Origin of the sequence: Pyrococcus kukulkanii, from assembly GCF_041647995.1 — an archaeon.
Lineage (GTDB): Archaea > Methanobacteriota_B > Thermococci > Thermococcales > Thermococcaceae > Pyrococcus.
Genome location: NZ_JARRIB010000002.1, coordinates 73,650 through 92,432, shown reverse-complemented (window position 1 = coordinate 92,432; position 18,783 = coordinate 73,650). Strand labels below are relative to the sequence as shown.

Below are 18,783 nucleotides of genomic sequence, written 5' to 3'. Positions count from 1 at the left end.
TAGGGATGTTCTTGCTGTCTGGAATTTGTATTTGAAAGCCTTCCAGAGTGATGGGGGCTCTGCCCCGAGTCCTAGGTTCGTGGATGGGAGGCCCGTGCCGTTGGGCTCGACAGCCACCAATGAAGCCATCTGGATTGAAAAGTCCAGATGGCTGAGGTGGAACTCCCTACCGCCGATACAAAGTGATACGTCCCTACACAAAATGAAGCGGTAAGGAGAAACGGTTAGTCCCCTTCACATCTTCACATTAGGGGCGGGAACCTTTATTAGTCTCATTGTGTGTCATTGTGTTTGGTGGGCTCGGGTTTCCGTCAACGGTAGTGCTGTGACCGGCAACGGGGGTTGAGTTTCTGCCGTGAGGGGGCCCGGGCATCGCCGTGATGACCCGCCCTGTATCACAACGATACAGGACGGGAGAACGGCACCTTAACTCAGGCTGAAGGGAAACAACCCAACAAAACCACATCTATACACTTAAAAAGCCACCCTACAGCTTGGGATGGGGCTATTAGCTAACCAGAACGGAGGCAATGAACGCTAAAATAACCTTGGCTGTAATTCTAGGAGGAGGAGAGTGCTCTAGCGAGGTTTTTATCTCGGGAATCCTTATAGAGACTTCCCAGCTGGAACTTTAGTTCTGACCTCCTCCTCGCCCTTGGAATATTGATGTTTCTAACGAGGCCAGAATTTTCTGGGAATGGGCTTCTGTGGTGGGCTAAGTACGTTCTCAACCTTCTCCTACGAGACATTTTCGCTCATGAAGGAAGGAGGAGGCGATAAGACCGACGATAAGGATGGAATGATAACCGTTGGATCGACCATAATCCTATGGGTAGGAACTAAAGAAGAAGTAAAAAGGTTTGAAGGTGATGCGGTAAGAGAGGACGTTTAAGAGGTCAAGCTTTAAATAGCCCTCCAGAACGGATCTTCCTTTGCCTTTATCTGCGCTATCATCTTCAACGCCTTCATATCTGTATCCTCAAGCTCATCCCTGAGGTACTTGAGAAGAGTTATTGCATCGTCTCTGCTAATGTCAACGTACAGCATCTCTCCTGGGTGAATGTGCCTTCCAACAATTGCCCCTTCAATTGCAATTGCAACAGCTTGGCCTTTCTTGGCCTCCTGCAGGAACTCATCCCTGCTCTTAATTGACCTTATAGTTCCAACCTTCTGGCCATTCTGCTTTATCAAGGTAACTCCAGGCCTTATTTTTCCCTCGATTACCTCAATTCCAACTATCGCTGGATTGCTCCTCCTGAAGACGTACCTCTCATCTGGATAAAGCCTTATCACCCCAGGGAACGTCACCTTAGCTAGTAACTCGCGCTTCCTCTTCTCCTCCTCCTGCTTTATCCAAGCCTCGTAGTCCTCTATGAGCTTATAGATAATGTTGCCAACGAATATCGGGACGTCCTTAGCCTTTGCAACCTCTAATGCATCTTCATTGACCTTCACGTTGAAGCCCAAGACAACGCCGTACTTCGGCTCCTCCTCCTTGACGCTCAAAGCTTCCATGACGTCGGTCTTGCTTATGTTCCCAACGTCGGCCTTCCTTATCGGAATGTTTTTCTCCTGAAGCTCTTTGCTCAGGGCCTCGAGGGAGCCGAGGGTGTCAGCCTTAACTATAACACCAACCCTATCCGTGCGTATGACCACGCTCTGTATCTGGTTGAGTATCTCCTGCTTGGCCCTCTCCACGTCTTCGGGAGTTGGTGCGGCTATCACTGGAGAGCCCGCCAAGGCTTCCTCCAGTCCTGGGGCGGCTATCTTAACTCCAGCTGCAGCAGTTACCTCATCAACGTAGTCGAACCTAAACCTTGGATCCCTTATCTCATCGAGGGGCTTCGGCTTGAGGAGGGCCCTTATCTTGGTGACTATTGCCTTATCCTTTCCTCCAACCACTATGGTGTCCTCCTTGTGAAGGGTTCCGTCGTAGATTATCACGTCTATCGTGTGGCCCAGTCCGGGCTCCTCTCTAACCTCGAGGATTGTCCCTCTAGCTGGACCTTCAACCTCTATCTTAAGCCTCTCCTCAAGGTACTTCTGGCTCAAACCGGCGATGAGCACTAGCAACTCGGCAATTCCTATCCCGTACTTGGCCGAGATCGGGACTATGGCCAATTCCCTCGTGAAGTTTTGAACCCTGTCAAAGCGGTTGGCCTGAAAGCCCATCTCGTAGAACTTTCCTATAAGCTCCCAGAGCTTTGTTTCCAACTCTTGAACTGCCCTCTGATCCTGCCTCTTTATGTTCATCAGGAAAGGCTCATCCTCCTTGATTACCCAGCCCTTTATCCTGTCTATCTTGTTTGCAGCTACAACGAATGGAGTTTTGTACCTTCTCAGAATTTCAATGCTCTCTATGGTCTGGGGCTGGAAGCCCTCATTTATATCCACCACGAGGACCGCGAGATCAGCTAAGCTTCCACCTCTAGCCCTCAGGCTTGTAAAGGCCTCATGTCCTGGGGTGTCTATGAACAACAGCCCAGGAAGCTTTATCTCGGCCTTCCATAGCTTCATCAACGGCCCGGCGATCTTCTTAACAACATCAATCGGAACCTCAGTAGCTCCGATATGCTGGGTTATTCCACCTGCTTCTTTAGCGGCAACGTTTGTCTTCCTTATTCTGTCAAGAAGTGTTGTGTTGTGGACGAGTATTCCGTTGGCGATGAAATTGTGGGTCTCAGTGGTTAAGTCGTAGACGTAACCGTCGTAGTTGAACTCCTCAACTTCCTCAACGGGAATAAAAACGAAGTTCTCGATGAGGTTGCGAACATAGGCGATGTCTCTTGAATCGAACTCCCTGTTGCGCCAAACCTCGAGGAGCTCCCTTCCGAGTTCTGTGAGCTTTCCGTCCTTTATTAGGCCGTCCTTTTCGAGGGCTTTGAGGTAGTTGTAGTCTCTGGATCTGCCCTCAAGCACTGCAAGCTTCTTTGAGAGAGTTGGGGAGCCCCTCTCGATAGCATCGAGTATCCTCATTAGTATCTCGTAGCTCGGTGCCTCGCTGGATTCGTACTTTGAGTAGGACGGGATAAAGGAGTTGAGCTCTGTCCTCGTGAACCCAAACAGGAGCCTGAGGCGCTTGAGCTCCTCAAATATCGGGTAAGTCTCGCTCTTCTTGCTTTTCCTTATTGCTCTTTCAAGGCACTCGGCCTTCCTCCTCACCGTGAACCCTATGAACTGCCTAAACGCCTCAAGGTTTCTCCTGCCGGAAATCACGAGAGTACTGTATTCTGAACGATATAGCTTTGAAACGATGCCAAACCTGAGTAGAACCAGTGAAAGCCCCTCAAGGAACTCCTGTGAGGCGCTTGTCACTTCGATCCTGACGTCCTTAAGGCTTACATGCCCGTCGGCGTCAAAGTACCCCCTGAGGAACTCGGAAACATATTCCCTCGGTGCGACGAAGAGAACGTTTGGAACCCTCAGGCTCTTCGCCTTCTGCCGCTCCGGGTAATCGAAGAGGATACGGATGAACCTTATAAGAGCGTTCTTACCCTTTCTAATTTCAATTTCCCATGAAGTTCTTCTCCTAACCCTGACAAGCTCAACTCCAAGAGCTTCCACTCCCTTCAACTTTTCAAAGACCTCAACGTCGTTATTCGCTATCTTTTCCTGGCTTCCGTCGCCGAACATAACGCCAGCGAAGTAGAAAAGGGCCTTCCACTCATCATCAGTCTTGGGAAGTCTGATATAATGAATTGGCTTGCCAGAGCGGTGGATTCTTGGAGTGAATGCTATTCTCTCAACCTTCTCCCAAAGACCTTCAAGATCTTCGGCGCGAAAAACATTTGAACGGACTTTGTAGTCTTTCTTTCCTTTAAACTTCTCCTTAACTTCCTCAAGGGCATCTTCCTCGAGTCTTACTATGAGCTCGGGCGTTGAGAGCTTGGCTCTAACGAAACGTTCAAAGACGTCCCTGCTCTCATTGGCATGGATGAACCTAGGAACGGCGACGTAGTCACCGGGCTTAAGTTGATCCGCCCTTTTCCATCCCACCGTCGTGAGGAACGGGTGTTCAGGCGTTACCGAAATGCTGTGCCAGTTCTTCAGCTTGACTTTCACCATTTTGCCCTGGTGCCTGAGGCGCCATACGTGAGTTCCGATATAAAGCGAAATTCTTGCATCCTTTCCGGCGGAGGATACTGGAAGCGAGAGTTCTCTGATTTCCTTCTCATCGTCATGCTCAACAACCCGCGTTCCCATCCTAAAGAGCTCTTCTAGGGTTATCATTCCAAGCTCGGGAACAATAACAGTCTCACTCGGAAGCAGGCACTTACCGTGGTCAACGTGACCGAGAACCGCTATAATAGGCTGACGGATCTTCTTCATTCTTTTTCACCCCCTTTTGAGAATTATCGTGCCTCACCGTATTGGGAGGAGAAGAGGGGATATAAAGTTATCCATATATGGGAATTCTCTCCCCGCAGTATGGACACTTACCATCCCTAACCTTGAACTCAACCACCCTATAGCCAATCCTCGTTATCAGTCTCTTCCCGCATTTGGGACAGTAAGTTGCCTCGAGCCTTGGATCGCCAACGTTTCCAACGTAAACGAACTTTATGTTGTACTCCTTCATCGCTACTTCCCTAAGATTTATTAATAGATCCACGGAAGTTGGAGGTTCTCTCCAATAATTCGCTGGATAATATCTGTTTATATGTAAAGGAACATCTTCGCCTAACTTCTCCGAGTGCATCTTGAATATCCAGTCGTAGCAAGAATCGTTGGCCTTAGGAACGACGAGGTAAACCATCTCAACGTGACCTCCATTGTCCAGTATGAAGCGCGCGTTCCTAAACACTTTGGAGTGATCTATGGTGGTTAGGACTCTCATTCCAGGGCAGCCTTTTATGTCGATGCTGAATCCTGTAGCCCCGGCATCTAGAAGCATCTTTAGGGCTTTTAGCGTGAAGTAGCCGTTAGTAACTAGGCAGGAGTATAGGCCCATTTTAGTTCCAAGCTCAAAAACATCAAGCAGATAATGAAATAGGGTTACAGGCTCGTTGAAGCTAGCGCAGAGACCTTGATCACCATTTAATAGGGCCAGTTGAACTAACTTCTCTGGAGATGTAGGCTCAACATCTGGTGGAGCGGAGAAACTTAGATGATAGTTTTGACACCAAGGGCAGTAGAAGTTGCAACCATAGCCCGAGAAAGTTAAGGCAGTAGTTCCGGGATAATAGTGAAAGAATGGCTTTATCTCTATAGGTCTGCTCTCAACTGCACTCAACTTCCCATAGCCGACGTGAACTAACTCCCCATTGATGTTTGCGTAATTCCTGCATATTCCCACTCTACTCTCCCTAAGCTCGCACCTTCTCTCGCAGATCCAGCATTTCATAGTTCCACCCAATATACATTATGCTATAATAGACTATGAATTGCATATCGAAAAGCTTCACGTTTCTATGTAGTATCACTAAGAGTAGTGAAGAAGTATGGCGAGGCTGTTCATTGGATAGTTCCTTTTGTTGCATTTGCATGTTGGTGGGGGGATTTTTATGTGTTTTATGTTGGTGAGAAGCCAACCGCACCAGTTGCACTACAACCGGTAGCGGAAACGGTAAATATGAAGATCCCATAGGAATAAGGCTCCTTAGCAAAGATCTAGGGCTACTGCATCCAGGGCCTCGGAGAGAGAAAAAGGACGAGCGGAGCTCAACAGAGAATATCCCAAAAATAGAGGACAGGAAGGTAAAAGTCCCTGATGCTAACTAACAGGATGATTAATACCTACTAGATAGCCAGGACAAAGCCTTAGCTGCTCTCTCTGGCGTTGGAAAGTTCTTTATTTTTGCCTTTTCAAGAACTTTTATTCCTTCCTTCACGAGCTCCCCGGCCATAAAGTTCACTATTATCGGCTTGTTGCACTCGACATCAATTACTGCCTTGGCGATCTCCTGACTGGGAATGAATATGGGTGGAACGCATATAACAAGAATTGAATCAACGTTCTCATCCCTGCACACGACCTCTATTGTCTTCTTATACCTCTCATAGTCCGCATCGGCAATTAAGTCAATCGGGTTCTTAACGGAGCATTGGGGCGGTAGGAAAGACTTCAGCTCTTCAATGGTTTCCTGGGAGAGCTTAGCTATTTCAAGCCCAAGCTTCTCCAGCTTATCCGTGGCTAAAACTCCTGGCCCGCCAGAGTTAGTGATTACCGCAACCCTCTTTCCAGCCCTAGAGTACATCTCAAAGGCCTTTGCAGCATCAAACAGCTCCTCCATCTCTCCAACTTCAATTGCCCCAGTCTGCCTGAACACTGCCCTATATATCTCATATGAGCCAGCTAAAGAGCCAGTGTGACTTTGCGCGGCCCTGGCTCCACTCTTGCTCTTTCCAGCTTTTAGGATTATTACAGGCTTCTTCGAGGTTGCATATTTTAATGCCTCCACGAATTTCCTACCATCCTTCACACCTTCTATGTACAATGCAATGACCTTTGTATTGGGGTCGTCGGCAAAGTACCTGAGGAAGTCGCTCTCGTCAAGGTCAGCAGCGTTGCCGTAACTGACGAACGCTGAAAACCCAACTCCTTCTTCGTTGCCCATGGCCAGTGCGGCCCCTCCAAAGGCTCCGCTCTGGCTTATTAAAGCCAGGCCTCCAGGCCTGACACGAACCTCAAACGATCCGAAGAACTTTCCGTGGACTCCAAAAATTCCCGCACAGTTGGGTCCTATAATTCTAATCCCGGCCTCCTTTGCAGCTTCCACGAGCTCTTCCTCAAGTTCAACGTTTCCGACCTCCGAAAAGCCTGCGGAGATAACAACTGCCCCCTTAGTCAACCCTTTAAGATCCTTAATTAATCCAGGAACGAGCTTTGCGGGGATCACTATTATTGAAACGTCAACCTTTTCGTCGAGCTTCTCCCTCACCTTGAACTTTCTACCGGCGATCTCGACTTCTCCGCCCTTTGGATTGACTGGAATTATCTTGCCCTCGAAGCCACCCTCAACTATGTTCCTCAGTATCTCCCTCGCTATGCTTCCCTCTCTAAATGATCCAAAGATGGCAACGCTCTTTGGGTAGAAGAAGTAGTCCATTTCACCACCCTAAATTCACTCATATGAAATATTTAAAAGGTTTAAAGGATGGCAATTGCTGTCAATAGAAGGATTAGAATTAGAGGACCAGCAAGCAGGACTGCTATTGCCCCTTCATCCGTTGGCTTCTCTGGCCCTATCTTTTGAAGAAGTTTGATTCCAGCAGGAGCCCCCAGGGCAAAGCCGAGTATCCATTCGGGTCCAGGATAAGCATAGAGTAGCCTGTACATGGCGAGTGAAACACCTAGAACTATAGAAACGAGTGCTATCGCTTTCAAGATGCTTCTCTGCTTTAGGATTAGGGAGTAAGCTAAGGCCCATGCAATGGAGAAGATAAAACCTACAACTATCGCTATTACTATCGCCATCATCACGATTCTCATCACTTGTCTTATAAATAAGTTTACCTTCAATGGTCGTCCCATCCACAAACCATAATAACCCTCCTGGGGAGATAACCATGATGAAAAAGTTCAAGAAAGTCGTCGTTGGTGGAACGTTCGACAGGCTACACCTTGGTCACAAGGCATTACTTAGGAAGGCCTTTGAAGTAGGCGAGACAGTGTACGTTGGACTAACCTCGGATGAAATGGTTAGGGAAAAACCCTACGCCGAGAAAATCCTCCCCTATGAGAGAAGGCTCAGGGATCTTTTAATGTTTTTTGAAGTTAACGGCTTTAAAAATTATAGGATAATCAAGATACACAACGCGATAGGCTTCACAACCAAGATAAAGAGTCTCGAGGCCATTGTTGTGAGTGAGGAGACATATAAGGGGGCCCTCCTCGTAAACAGGGCAAGAGAGGAGTTGGGCCTTAAGCCCTTAGAGATAGTAGTAATACCCTTAGTTAAGAGCAAGCTTGGTGGGAAGATAAGCTCCTCACTAATAAGAGCAGGGCTTATTGATCCATTTGGCAACCTAATAAAGAGATAAACTTTTATAATGATCTAGAGTATCGATGAGCATGTGGCAGGTGGTTTTAATTCTCGCGGTAGTTCTTCCTCCTACCATAGTTCTCGTTCAAGGAAGAAGATATGACAAAATAAACAGAAAGGAGAGAATAGTCAAATTAAGCAAGGCATATATTGCCTCAATTTTTGTTGAACTAATTCTCTTTATTATATCCGGCGTTTTAGGATTCTTTGACTACGTTGGCAGGTTTTCGGGAATATCTGGAACCTTTATCTTATTTGGACCAGCCTTGCTACCTATAATAGCATCTACCTTACTCCTCGCTTATTACAGCGAGAAAGAAACAATGAACCGGAAAACTCTCCTCCTAGGTTTTGTGTTGCTCTTGGCAATAGTTTTTGGCACGATATTTCTCTTTATGGCCACTGAAGGAATTACAAATTTTGTGATCTTTATCATATATTCAATGGGAGTTGCTGAAGTGTTCTCCAAGATTGTAAAGAAAGTTGGAAAGGGAGAAGTGCTCACAGGAGAGCTGAGCGAAGAAATAAGGGAGATATGCAGGAGATATTGTATTAAGATTAAGAACATCTACGTTTTGAAGGATGATAAGCCCTATGCACTGGTTTCGGGATTTGGGGGCAAGGATGTTTACGTAACCGAGGGATTACTAGAAAAGCTCGATAAGGATGAAGTCATTGCAGTTATTGCGCACGAGCTTGGTCACGTCAAGAAGAAGCATCTGTTTAAGAACTCTATAATACCCATTGTTGCGGTAACACTTGCGATAATCCCGATGAACTTAGACCTTCCTGTGTGGGTGGTAATTAGTCCGGTTTTATTGTCCATTGCTTTGATAATCTACGACTTTACAGTTCTCAGATTGAAGAACGAATATGAAGCCGATGAATTTGCCGCAAAAATAGCCGGAAAGGAGCACATTATTAGCGCACTAAAGAAGCTGGCGGAGATCAACGAAATTCCGAAAGACACTCCAAGGTGGTTTGACGTCATGCACTCTCATCCATCGATAAAGAAGAGAATTAAAAGACTTGAGGAAATGGTATGATGGTGGTTAGATGAAAGCTGTAATAATCGGGGCAGGACTCGGAGGATTATTGACAGGTGCATTTCTCGCTAAGAATGGGTATGAAGTTACAATCCTTGAAAAATCACCCATAATTGGAGGGAGGTTCACAAATCTACCGTACAAAGGATTTCAGCTCTCTACCGGGGCACTCCACATGGTTCCCCACGGAGAAGATGGCCCTCTAGCTCACCTGCTTAAGATTCTTGGGGCAAAGGTCGAGATAGTGAATTCTAACCCAAAGGGCAAGATACTGTGGGATGGTAAAATCATGCACTACAGGGAAAGCTGGAAGTTCCTGGGCTTTAAGGAGAAGGCGAAGGCACTAAAACTCCTCGCGGAGATAAAGGCCAACAGGCTTCCAAAGGGAGAAGAAGCCCTCATGCCGGCAGATGAATGGATAAAGGAAAGGGTTGGAGATAATGAATTCGTTCTAAAATCCCTGGAGAGCTTCACCGGCTGGGCTGACAGCGTTTCTTCAACTGAAATCCCGGCAATAGAGCTGGCTAAGGAAATAAAGGCTACGTTAATGTGGGGAGGCCCTGGACTCATAAGAGGGGGATGTAAGGCCGTAATTGATGAGCTAGCGAGGATAATCACGGAAAATAAGGGGAGGATAATAACTAGGGAGAAAGTCGTTGAGGTTGAGGAGGGAAAGGTCATCGGTGAGAGCGGTTCCGAATACCAATATGATATCTTAATTTCAAACATTGGAGTAAAAGAGACCGTGGAGCTAATTGGGAAGGGGGAATTCCCCCACGACTTCCTAAAAGAGGTCAAGAGAATCAAGCCAAGCGAAGGAGTTAAGTTCAACCTAGCGGTTCCTGGGGAGCCCAGGATAGGGAACACGGTAGTTTTCACACCTCAGCTCAGCATCAACGGCTTTAATGAGCCCTCCTCTCTGGATCCGTCTCTTGCCAAAGAGGGGTACACGCTCATAATGGCCCATATGGCCCTCAAGGAAAGCCCGAAAAAGGCCATAAAGAGGGGATGGGATGATCTCCTTGAGGTATTTCCGGATGGTGAACCATTATTGGCCCAAGTCTACCGTGGAGATAATCCAGTCAACAGGACGAGGGCTGGAGTGCACGTCGAGTGGCCCCTTGAGAGAATTTACGTCGTTGGAGACGGCTACAAGCCCATGGGAGGAATAGAAGTGGATGGAATAGCTCTGGGAGTCATGGAAGTCCTAGAGAGAATCGGAATAGGCAACTTTAAATCTTGGAAGCTCTAATTTTATTTATGCAAATTCCAAACAAGAAAGATCTGGAGACCGCAGTTGCCGTTAGAGAAACAATGGGAAAAGAGGCGGAGGTTGAGCGCAAAGTTCCCAGGGAGTATTCCTGGGTCGACTATCTATTAGTTCTTGGCCTTCTAGCTCTCTTAGTTCTCGGCGCGTATTTTCTTACCAGATAAATCCTTTGAAATCCAAGCGGCAATAGGGTAAAGGGGAGTTAAGACTATTAGAGCCGCCGCCTTTAGAAGCTGGGTTTCTGAGGTAGTAGGGGTTATTGCGATGATCAAGGTAAAGAAGTAGACTACGAGAGGAGGCACCAACACATCCGGCCAAGAGGAGTTGAGATGAGAACCAACTAAACCTAAAATTAGCCAATAAAGGCCAGTGAGTACCCACGCATAAAAGCTTAAGCTCGAGAAAACAACAAACGGGGCAAACATTAAGCCGGAAATAACAAACACCTTTAGGGTATTCATTGAGAGCCTAACCAGCGATCTGAGGTAATATGAAGGGATTGTCATTAGGATTGTTATCCAGTACCATATTTTTCCCAGTGTTAGTGTGACGATTGGCAGAGAGAAGGCTAAAATGAAGCCCCCACTTACCAGTTTCAATCTTAGTGGGGATTTAAAGGCGTATCCAATCCCAACAATTCCCAATAAGGAGATCAACTCCATCCAATAAATTTATTCAGCCACGATAAAAACCACAAAGTCAAAATTAACGCTAAAAAGCTCCCTCTAAGACGTCCTTTCGCATTAATTAGCCACCAATATAAATCCTAATATTATTAGAAGTTTATCTTTTGAGTAAGTTCTCTATGGCTCCCCGGTTAAATCTGGATGATAGTCTATATATCCAACTTTAGATCTACTCACACTATTTATTCATTTATATCTACAAGTATGAATGCATATTCTACTTCGACAACGCTTATATTTATGTATATTTGGAGTAAAAATTGGTGCCCATCATGAAGGAGCATACAAATTTAATCTTGATTATATTATTAGGAATAGCGGTATTTGTGGCAGGTTGCATCGGAGGGGAAACCAAGACCGTAACCGTGACAAGCAAAGAGCCCATGACTAACACAAGGACGGTAACCATAAAGGAAAAGACCTCATCCCAAGTAATAGTAATTAGAACAACTGGAGCGACTTTCCCGATGTACCAGATCCAGAAGTGGATAGAGGACTATCAAAAGACCCATCCAAACGTTAAGATAGAATACGAGGGTGGAGGAAGCGGGCACGGTCAGGAGGCTTTTCTCAAGGGGTTAACCGATATAGGAAGGACGGATCCCCCAGTAAAGGAGGCAACTTGGAAGAAGTTTTTAGCAACAGGAGATCAGCCCCTCCAGTTCCCTGAGATCGTTGGCGCGGTTGTGGTTGTTTACAACGTTCCTGGGGTTAAAGAGCTCAAGCTTAGCAGGGAGGTTCTAGCCAAGATATTCCTCGGGGAAATAGAGTACTGGGACGATCCGGCGATAAAGAAGCTGAATCCCAACGAAAATCTCCCCCACGAGAAGATAATAGTCATCCACAGGAGCGATTCCAGCGGAACTACCGCAATATTCACGACCTACCTAAGCCTAATCAGCAAGGAGTGGGCCGAAAAGGTGGGTGCTGGAAAGGTCGTGGACTGGCCAGTAGACAAGATGGGAAGGGGAATGGGAGGAAAGGGCAATTCTGGAGTAGTTGCGATGCTCAAGCAGACGAAGTACAGCATAGCCTACACAGAGCTTTCTTACGCGATAAACGAGAACCTCAAGGTCGCGGTACTTGAGAATAAAGCCGGTAAATACGTTAAACCAACGGAAGAGACAATAAAAGCGGCAGTTGCGAACGTCAAGGCCTACATACCTGATCCAACCCAGGGATACAAAGAGGATCTGAAGCAACTTCTCGATGCACCGGGAGAGAACTCCTACCCAATAGTCGCCTTCACGCACATTCTCGTATGGCAGAATAAGGGAGGAAAGCACTATAGTCCAGAGAAGGCCAGAGCAATCAAGGACTTCCTAAAGTGGATACTTACGGAGGGCCAGAAGGAAGAGCACATCGCTCCAGGATACGTAGGGCTTCCACCAGAGGTCGCCAAGATAGGACTTAAGGCCGTCGAGATGATACAGGAGGGATGAGTAGTGAGGGCCAAAGCTGCCCTCCTTCTCCTCCTAGTTTTTGGCCTTGCACTTCCCCAAGTGTATTCCTATCCCGTAAAGCCCGTCAAGAATGTGATCATCCTGATCGGAGATGGAATGGGGTTTGGACAGATTCAGCTTACCGAGATACTCTACGGGCCCCTGAACATGGAGAAGTTCCCCTACACCGGAATAGAGAAGACAGATTCCCTGAGCGGGGAAGTTACTGATTCGGCCGCGGCGGGAACTGCACTTGCCACCGGAATAAAGACATACAACAGAATGATATCTACCCTAAACACCTCAAAGGGCATCGTAAACCTCACCACACTATTAGAGCTCGCCCAGTGGATGAACAAGTCAACGGGACTTGTGACAACGACAAGAATAACCCACGCAACCCCCGCAGTGTTTGCATCTCACGTTCCGGACAGGGACATGGAGAAGGAGATAGCGAGGCAGTTGATAGAGCACAACGTGACTGTTCTCATGGCCGGTGGGAGGGAGATGTTCAGCAAGGAGCTCCTTGAGGAGGCGAAAAAACTAGGATACACTATAGTATTTGACAGGGAAGGGCTGGAAAAGCAGAGGGAAAAATCCTGGGCCTGTTCGCTGAAAGCCACATACCCTACGTTCTCGACAGGGATAAGGATCAGGTAAGCCTGTTGGAGATGATTAAGAAGGCAATAGAAGTCCTAGAGAAGAATCCAAATGGCTTCTTCTTGATGGTAGAAGGGGGAGGGATTGACCATGCGTGCCATACGAATGATATTCCTTCCGTGGTTGCGGAAACAGAGGAGTAGAGGAGTTTGACGAAGTCGTTGGATACGTCCTCGAATACGCGAGGAAGAAGGAAAACACCCTCGTGATAGTGCTCGCTGACCACGAAACCGGGGGGACTTGGAGTGGGAATTAACTACGGCCACGTGATAAGGGCGGACCTGATCGGAAAGGCAAAGGCGAGTGTTGGTGAGATAGCAAAGAGGGTAAAGGAGACCGGAGACGTCAAGGGGGTAATAGAGGAGTATACGGGCATTAAGATAACAGATAAAGAGATAGCGAGCGTAATAAACTCAACGAACAAGTACGCGCTCAGCAACAAGATAGCGGAGATCCTAAGCAGGTATTGCGGAGTGGGCTTCATGTCCCACAAGCACACGGGAGAGCCAGTTCCCCTCCTAGCCTACGGTCCAGGAGCCGAGTACTTTGTCGGCTTCCACCACCATGTTGATACGGCAAAAATAATAGCCGACCTAATGCTCTTCGGAAAAGTTGAGATCCCAGGAATATACAGGATCCCAAGGGTCAAGGGCGACCTAAATAGTGACTGCAAAACCGATTGGAAGGATGCAATACTCGCTCTTAACGTATATCTTGGAACAAATTACTTCTTAGCTGATATGAATGGGAATGGAATAGTGGATCTATGAGATATTATTGCCTTTCTCCCCTCCTGATATTTCCGGAGGTGTCTAAATTGAAGACTAGAGTTGGAGTGAACTCTTATATAGTGAGGGAAATTTCCGGCCATGGAATTTCCATTGATGAGTTGGGCGTTGATTTGATTGAGCTTGGATTTGATGACATTAAGGTTCTCACGGAAGAGGGGATCAACTGGAGCTCCCTAGACTTACTCTCAACTCTCAATGTTAGATTCACGATTCACTCTCCAACTTCTGAGGGGAGAACTATAGCTGTTGATCTGGGGAGGTACAGCAGGAGAAACATAAGGGTTATGGAGAACGTCTTCAGGGTAGCCCAAGCCCTAAATGCAAGGTACGTGGTAATGCACGGTGGAGATATTCACGAATCGTACCACAAAGCCTTCATAAACACTAAGAGGCAACTCATGGAGCTCGCGACTATAGCCGAGGAGTACGGGGTAAAGCTCGTAATCGAGAACCTTCTAGACAACAGGATTGGGGTGTTCCCCCATGAGCTCATACCGATGTTTGAGGACAACGTTGGCTTCTGCTTTGATATAGGCCACGCCTTCATAACGGCAAGGAAGTATGGCCTAGATCTCGGTAGCTTCCTCACGCTCAGCCCTGAGCACGTGCACCTCCACGATAACATGGGGATTAGAGATGAGCACAGGGCCATAGGGGAAGGCAAAATCCCACTCTTCGTATTTAGGGAGATTCTTGAAAAGGGTCCAAGGAATGTTATACTCGAGATTAGGAGGTATTCTTCCGAAGACTCCATTCTCAGGAGCATAGAATTCGTTAGAAGGAGGGCGATAAAGTATGCAGTTAAGGTTTAGGGACACATTCTCAGCCCTTACTCTTCCGGCAATTTCTTTAGTTTTTGGGCTCCTAGTGCTGATGGTGATGGTATACCTCTACAACGCCATGCCGATATTCCACTGGGAAGGGTTGGCAATATACACAAAAAACATCTGGAAGGCTGCGGAAGAGCCCTCGAAGGAGTTTTACGGAATACTTGCGGCGATATGGGGGAGTGTATATACATCGGCCATAGCAGTTGCAATAGCATTACCCCTTTCAATAGCCTATTCGATATTCGTCGTTGACTATGCCTCGGGTAAAATAAGGGATGCCCTGATAATTGTTTCTGACATAATGGCTGGCTTACCAACCATAATCTATGGAATATGGGGCGTGTTCTTCCTGGTCCCTTTCCTAAAGAAGTACGTGATGCAACCCCTGTACGAGCACTTGTCGTTCATACCCTTGTTCTCCCATCCTCCGATAACAGGCTTCAGCTATCTATCAGCCGGAGTGCTCCTTGGTATAATGGTCACTCCTTTCGCGTCAGCGATAATAAGGGAGGCATACTCCACGATTCCATTCACTTACAGGGAAGCAGCTTACTCTTTGGGTCTCACGAGGTACGAGGCCACAAAAATTCTCCTCGGATACATAAAGCCAGCAATCGTTTCCGGAATAATCCTAGCCTTCGGTAGGGCAATAGGTGAAACGGTGGCCGTAAGCTTAGTCATAGGAAACACCTTCAGCTTAACTGTAGGTCTCTTCTCTCCTGGATGCACAATCTCTTCCCTTATAGCGAACCAGTTCGGAAACGCGTTTATATACGAGCACATGACCTCTGCTTTATTTGCAGCGGGCCTCATGCTCTTCTTCATAGGCCTTATCGTGAACGTTACAGGAGTTCTGTACCTCAGGAGGTGGGAGGAGAATGTCAAACTTTAGAGAAATAAAGGACAGGGCGTTCATGGTCTTAATAGTCGCTTTAACCCTCCTCACGATACTCCCCCTCTTCCACATAATAGTCACGGTAACTGCGAAAGGCTTGCCCGTGGTGCTCGAAAGGGGGTTGACCTTTGTAACTGGAACCCTTGAGGAAGGGGGCATAGGGCCCGCGATAGTGGGAAGTATCCTCCTAGTTTTACTTGCATCTCTCATTGGGCTTCCAATTGCCTACCTAACGGGTGTCTACGCCTACGAAAACCCTGGGAGCATCCTTGGAAGGGCTACAAGGGTGCTACTCCAAGTCATGCTTGAGTTTCCCACGATACTCGTTGGAGTCTTCGTCATGGGGCTCATTGTTGTCAGAATGGGTAGCTTCTCACTATTAGCTGGGGCCCTAGCCCTTGCTATAATAATGATCCCCTATGTTGCAGTCTACACCCACGAGGCCCTTAGGGGAATCCCGTTCACGTACAAAGAGGCCGCTTACTCCCTAGGCCTGTCAAGGAGCCAAGTGGTCTTCAGGGTTCTTACGCCAATGGCAAAGAAGGGAATTCTGACGGGCTTCCTAATAGGAATGGCAAAGGTTGCCGGAGAGACTGCACCTCTGCTCTTCACGATAGGAGGGGCCTATCAAGTCTACTTCCAAGGCATAACAAAACCCGTTGGAGCAATTCCTCTTCTCATATACACCTTTATCCAGAGCCCGAGTGAGGAATACCATGCAATAGCATGGGGAGCCTCATTCATTCTCCTCCTCATGTTCCTCGCGATATTCATTCCGATTAGGATGAAGCTGAGGGAGGTGAAAATGTGAACGCCATAGAAACGAAAGACCTGAAGATAAGTTACGGGAACCACCTCGTCATAAAGGGAATAAACCTGGAGATTCCGAAGAACTGCATATTCGCGCTTATGGGGCCGAGCGGTTGCGGGAAGTCAACGCTGTTGAGGAGCTTCAACAGGCTCCTCGATCTGAACCCCGAGGCGAAGGTTGAGGGCGAAGTCAGGATATTCGGGAGAAACATCTACTCCCAAGATGTAGACCCCAGGGAAGTAAGGAGACAAGTAGGAATGGTCTTCCAGTACCCTAACCCCTTCCCCCACCTGACGATCTATGAAAACGTCGCGATAGGCCCTAAGATGAACGGTATGGCTAAAGGAAAGGATCTCGACAAGCTGGTAGAGTGGGCCCTGAGGAAGGCCGCCCTTTGGGATGAAGTAAAGAACAGGCTGAACGACTACCCCTCAAACCTCTCCGGTGGGCAGAGGCAGAGGCTCGTTATTGCCAGGGCCCTAGCAATGCAACCTTCGATACTCTTAATGGACGAGCCCACGGCAAACATAGACCCAGTTGGAACCGCAAAGATAGAAGAATTGCTTTTCGAGCTAAAGAAAGAATATACAATAGTTCTGGTCACTCACTCCCCGTCCCAGGCGGCAAGGGTTTCTGATTATGTGGCCTTTCTCTATATGGGCAAGCTCATCGAGGTCGGACCAACTAGGAAGGTCTTTGAGAACCCCGAGCACGAGCTTACCGAAAAGTACGTTACAGGTGCCCTGGGATGAAGTGGCGGCCAATGGAGAGGATGAGATGGGAGATAGAGAGCCTGGGAGGCGTTACCGTGGAGGTACTGAGGAACATGAGGAGCGAGAGGATGGTAGAGGAGCTAAGGTGGAAGGGCATGGATCTAAAGTGGAAGGCAAACGATATCGCAATAGAGATACTACTAAGGTTCCAGCCCCTAGCTAGAGAGCTAAGATTCATGAGGGCATGTATAGAGGTTTTGCACAACTTATACAGAATAGCCAGGTACGTTAAGAGAGTATCCAAGCTGTGCCCAAACTGCGAAGTTACTAAGAAGGCAGTGAAACTACTGATCCCATGGATACGGGAGGACGTCGAGGGACTCACGGGGGACAGGAAGATAAGCAGGAATGAACTCCCATACCTCCAAGAGGCGTTTGAGGAATTTAATGAAGAAGAACTTCCTTCCCAGGGATTACAAAACAGCGATGACGCTCGCATGCTTGAAGGAACGTTCAACCACCTTAAGCACATTTTGGCCTCGCCCCTCTACTACCAGAGGGGAATGAAGACCCTCGAAGGAACTCCTATTCTCTACATCACGTAGGGGTGATATCATGAGGAGGTTACTCGATTTGGGTTTAGAGCAGATAAGGAAACTCCTAGAGGAAATGGGGAGAGAAGCTCTAGCCTCCCTGGGGTACGCAAAGCTTTCTCTAGATGGTGAATTCAATGATGCGGAGGAAGTAGCCGCAAAGCTGAAGCTGATAAGGGAGGAAATACTTGATATAGCCACGGAGCTATTGGTCAGGTATTCTCCAGTAGCTTCAGACCTGAGGTTCATACAGAGCGCAATTGACGTTAGTTACGACCTCTACAGGATCTCGCGCTACGCCATGGAAATAGAGAGGACAATGAAAATCCTGGGAGAGCTAAGGAGCGAGATAGTAAAGGAAGCATTTGAGCTGACGATGGAAGCAGTTAAGACTGCAATCGAAGCTTTCTCAAGTCTTGACGAGGTGGCGAGTGGGAGGATACTTGAGATAGACAATAAGGTCGACGAGCTGTACATAAGCTCCCTGAGGAGAATTAAGGAGTGTCATCCTGGGGAAGCCCTGATACTGAGACACCTGGAAAGGATATGCGACCACGCGAAAGAAATTGGAGGGAAGGTGATTTACGTTAAGGAAGGAAAGAGAGTTTAGGGCCACAGAGCTAACCCCTTCTCCGTCATTTTTCTTTCAAGCCTCTCACCTTTCAGTTCAAGCACAAAGACTTCAGCAACTAGAACCCTTCCTTCGATTAAATGACCCCCAAAGGCCCTGCCCTCTGAATTTCCAAGGACAACGTGGGCATGTAAAAACGGCTTGCCGTCCTTGAGGCTGATGTTTCCTATCAGAGAAGCAATTTCATATGTTCCCCTCAGCTCTATAACCTTGTACCTCTTTTCTCCCTCCAGGAAGTAGCCTACCTTGGGATCCCTTAACGTTCCAATGGCATTCACTATTCCTGTCTCAACTCCCTCCTTCTCCAAGAACTCATGCATGTACCTTATAAACTCCTCCCCTTCCGGAACCCTAAACATGTATATCCTTCCCCCGGAGAACATGGTACCACCCAAATAAAAGGCTATAAAGGAGTTCATTAAACTTCTCA

Annotated in this window: 18 protein-coding genes and 3 pseudogenes; 15 read left to right on the top strand and 6 right to left on the bottom strand. The window is 47.5% G+C overall.

Annotated features, from left to right (window positions below):
- Positions 1-530: 530 nt before the first annotated feature.
- Positions 531-769: pseudogene (locus P8X24_RS04515) on the top strand (CrcB family protein); the annotation flags it as partial.
- Positions 770-790: 21 nt separating this feature from the next.
- Positions 791-892: pseudogene (locus tag P8X24_RS04510) on the top strand (DUF190 domain-containing protein); the annotation flags it as partial.
- An 11-nt stretch (positions 893-903) separates the two neighbouring features.
- Here P8X24_RS04510 and infB read toward each other — a convergent pair.
- The 4 genes from infB to P8X24_RS04490 form a co-directional block, all read right to left on the bottom strand.
- A complete protein-coding gene (gene infB / locus P8X24_RS04505; RefSeq protein WP_372914280.1) occupies positions 904-4,329 on the bottom strand; it encodes an intein-containing translation initiation factor aIF-2 in 3,426 nt (1,141 codons plus the stop codon).
- A gap of 67 nt (positions 4,330-4,396) precedes the next feature.
- The gene (locus P8X24_RS04500) at positions 4,397-5,344 is read right to left on the bottom strand and encodes a radical SAM protein (protein ID WP_372914279.1); all 948 of its coding nucleotides are present in this window, start codon (positions 5,342-5,344) and stop codon (positions 4,397-4,399) included.
- Between the two features lie 385 nt (positions 5,345-5,729).
- A complete protein-coding gene (locus tag P8X24_RS04495; protein WP_372914278.1) occupies positions 5,730-7,049 on the bottom strand; it encodes an acetate--CoA ligase family protein in 1,320 nt (439 codons plus the stop codon).
- Between the two features lie 41 nt (positions 7,050-7,090).
- Positions 7,091-7,432, bottom strand: coding sequence for a hypothetical protein (locus P8X24_RS04490; RefSeq protein ID WP_153012543.1), 342 nt, complete (start codon positions 7,430-7,432; stop codon positions 7,091-7,093).
- Positions 7,433-7,509: 77 nt separating this feature from the next.
- On the opposite strand from P8X24_RS04490, the gene coaD reads away from it, so the two are divergent.
- The 4 genes from coaD to P8X24_RS04470 are packed head-to-tail and all read left to right on the top strand — an operon-like array spanning position 7,510 to position 10,465.
- Complete coding sequence (gene coaD, locus P8X24_RS04485) at positions 7,510-7,983, top strand: phosphopantetheine adenylyltransferase (RefSeq protein WP_372914277.1); 474 nt, start codon at positions 7,510-7,512, stop codon at positions 7,981-7,983.
- 31 nt (positions 7,984-8,014) lie between these two features.
- Complete coding sequence (locus tag P8X24_RS04480) at positions 8,015-9,031, top strand: M48 family metallopeptidase (protein WP_372914276.1); 1,017 nt, start codon at positions 8,015-8,017, stop codon at positions 9,029-9,031.
- 10 nt (positions 9,032-9,041) lie between these two features.
- On the top strand, positions 9,042-10,283 hold the full coding sequence (locus P8X24_RS04475; protein ID WP_372914275.1) for a phytoene desaturase family protein: 1,242 nt from the start codon (positions 9,042-9,044) through the stop codon (positions 10,281-10,283).
- A gap of 8 nt (positions 10,284-10,291) precedes the next feature.
- On the top strand, positions 10,292-10,465 hold the full coding sequence (locus P8X24_RS04470) for a hypothetical protein (protein WP_372914274.1): 174 nt from the start codon (positions 10,292-10,294) through the stop codon (positions 10,463-10,465).
- Here P8X24_RS04470 and P8X24_RS04465 read toward each other — a convergent pair.
- Positions 10,433-10,963: a hypothetical protein gene (locus P8X24_RS04465; RefSeq protein ID WP_372914273.1), complete on the bottom strand. Its 531-nt coding sequence runs from the start codon at positions 10,961-10,963 to the stop codon at positions 10,433-10,435. The two genes, P8X24_RS04470 and P8X24_RS04465, sit on opposite strands and share 33 nt — an antisense overlap.
- A gap of 296 nt (positions 10,964-11,259) precedes the next feature.
- Between P8X24_RS04465 and pstS the strand changes: the two genes are divergently transcribed.
- From pstS to P8X24_RS04420, 9 genes and pseudogenes are all read left to right on the top strand, one after another.
- Complete coding sequence (pstS, locus tag P8X24_RS04460) at positions 11,260-12,429, top strand: phosphate ABC transporter substrate-binding protein PstS (protein ID WP_372914272.1); 1,170 nt, start codon at positions 11,260-11,262, stop codon at positions 12,427-12,429.
- A gap of 117 nt (positions 12,430-12,546) precedes the next feature.
- Positions 12,547-13,232: pseudogene (locus tag P8X24_RS04455) on the top strand (alkaline phosphatase).
- A gap of 102 nt (positions 13,233-13,334) precedes the next feature.
- On the top strand, positions 13,335-13,859 hold the full coding sequence (locus P8X24_RS04450) for a hypothetical protein (RefSeq protein WP_372914271.1): 525 nt from the start codon (positions 13,335-13,337) through the stop codon (positions 13,857-13,859).
- Between the two features lie 47 nt (positions 13,860-13,906).
- Positions 13,907-14,692: a sugar phosphate isomerase/epimerase family protein gene (locus P8X24_RS04445; RefSeq protein WP_372914270.1), complete on the top strand. Its 786-nt coding sequence runs from the start codon at positions 13,907-13,909 to the stop codon at positions 14,690-14,692.
- Entirely contained in the window at positions 14,676-15,602 is a 927-nt protein-coding gene (gene pstC / locus P8X24_RS04440) for a phosphate ABC transporter permease subunit PstC (RefSeq protein WP_372914269.1), read from the top strand. The genes P8X24_RS04445 and pstC overlap by 17 nt, the downstream gene beginning before the upstream one ends.
- Positions 15,589-16,416 (top strand): phosphate ABC transporter permease PstA, encoded by an 828-nt coding sequence (gene pstA, locus P8X24_RS04435; protein WP_372914268.1) that lies wholly within the window; start codon positions 15,589-15,591, stop codon positions 16,414-16,416. Before pstC ends, pstA begins: the two co-directional genes overlap by 14 nt.
- Positions 16,413-17,168, top strand: coding sequence for a phosphate ABC transporter ATP-binding protein (locus tag P8X24_RS04430; RefSeq protein ID WP_372817041.1), 756 nt, complete (start codon positions 16,413-16,415; stop codon positions 17,166-17,168). Before pstA ends, P8X24_RS04430 begins: the two co-directional genes overlap by 4 nt.
- Complete coding sequence (locus P8X24_RS04425; RefSeq protein WP_372914267.1) at positions 17,165-17,734, top strand: hypothetical protein; 570 nt, start codon at positions 17,165-17,167, stop codon at positions 17,732-17,734. Before P8X24_RS04430 ends, P8X24_RS04425 begins: the two co-directional genes overlap by 4 nt.
- A gap of 10 nt (positions 17,735-17,744) precedes the next feature.
- The gene (locus tag P8X24_RS04420) at positions 17,745-18,332 is read left to right on the top strand and encodes a phosphate signaling complex PhoU family protein (protein WP_372817037.1); all 588 of its coding nucleotides are present in this window, start codon (positions 17,745-17,747) and stop codon (positions 18,330-18,332) included.
- Here P8X24_RS04420 and P8X24_RS04415 read toward each other — a convergent pair.
- A complete protein-coding gene (locus P8X24_RS04415; protein ID WP_372914266.1) occupies positions 18,329-18,736 on the bottom strand; it encodes a PPC domain-containing DNA-binding protein in 408 nt (135 codons plus the stop codon). The genes P8X24_RS04420 and P8X24_RS04415 overlap by 4 nt on opposite strands.
- Positions 18,737-18,783: the final 47 nt, after the last annotated feature.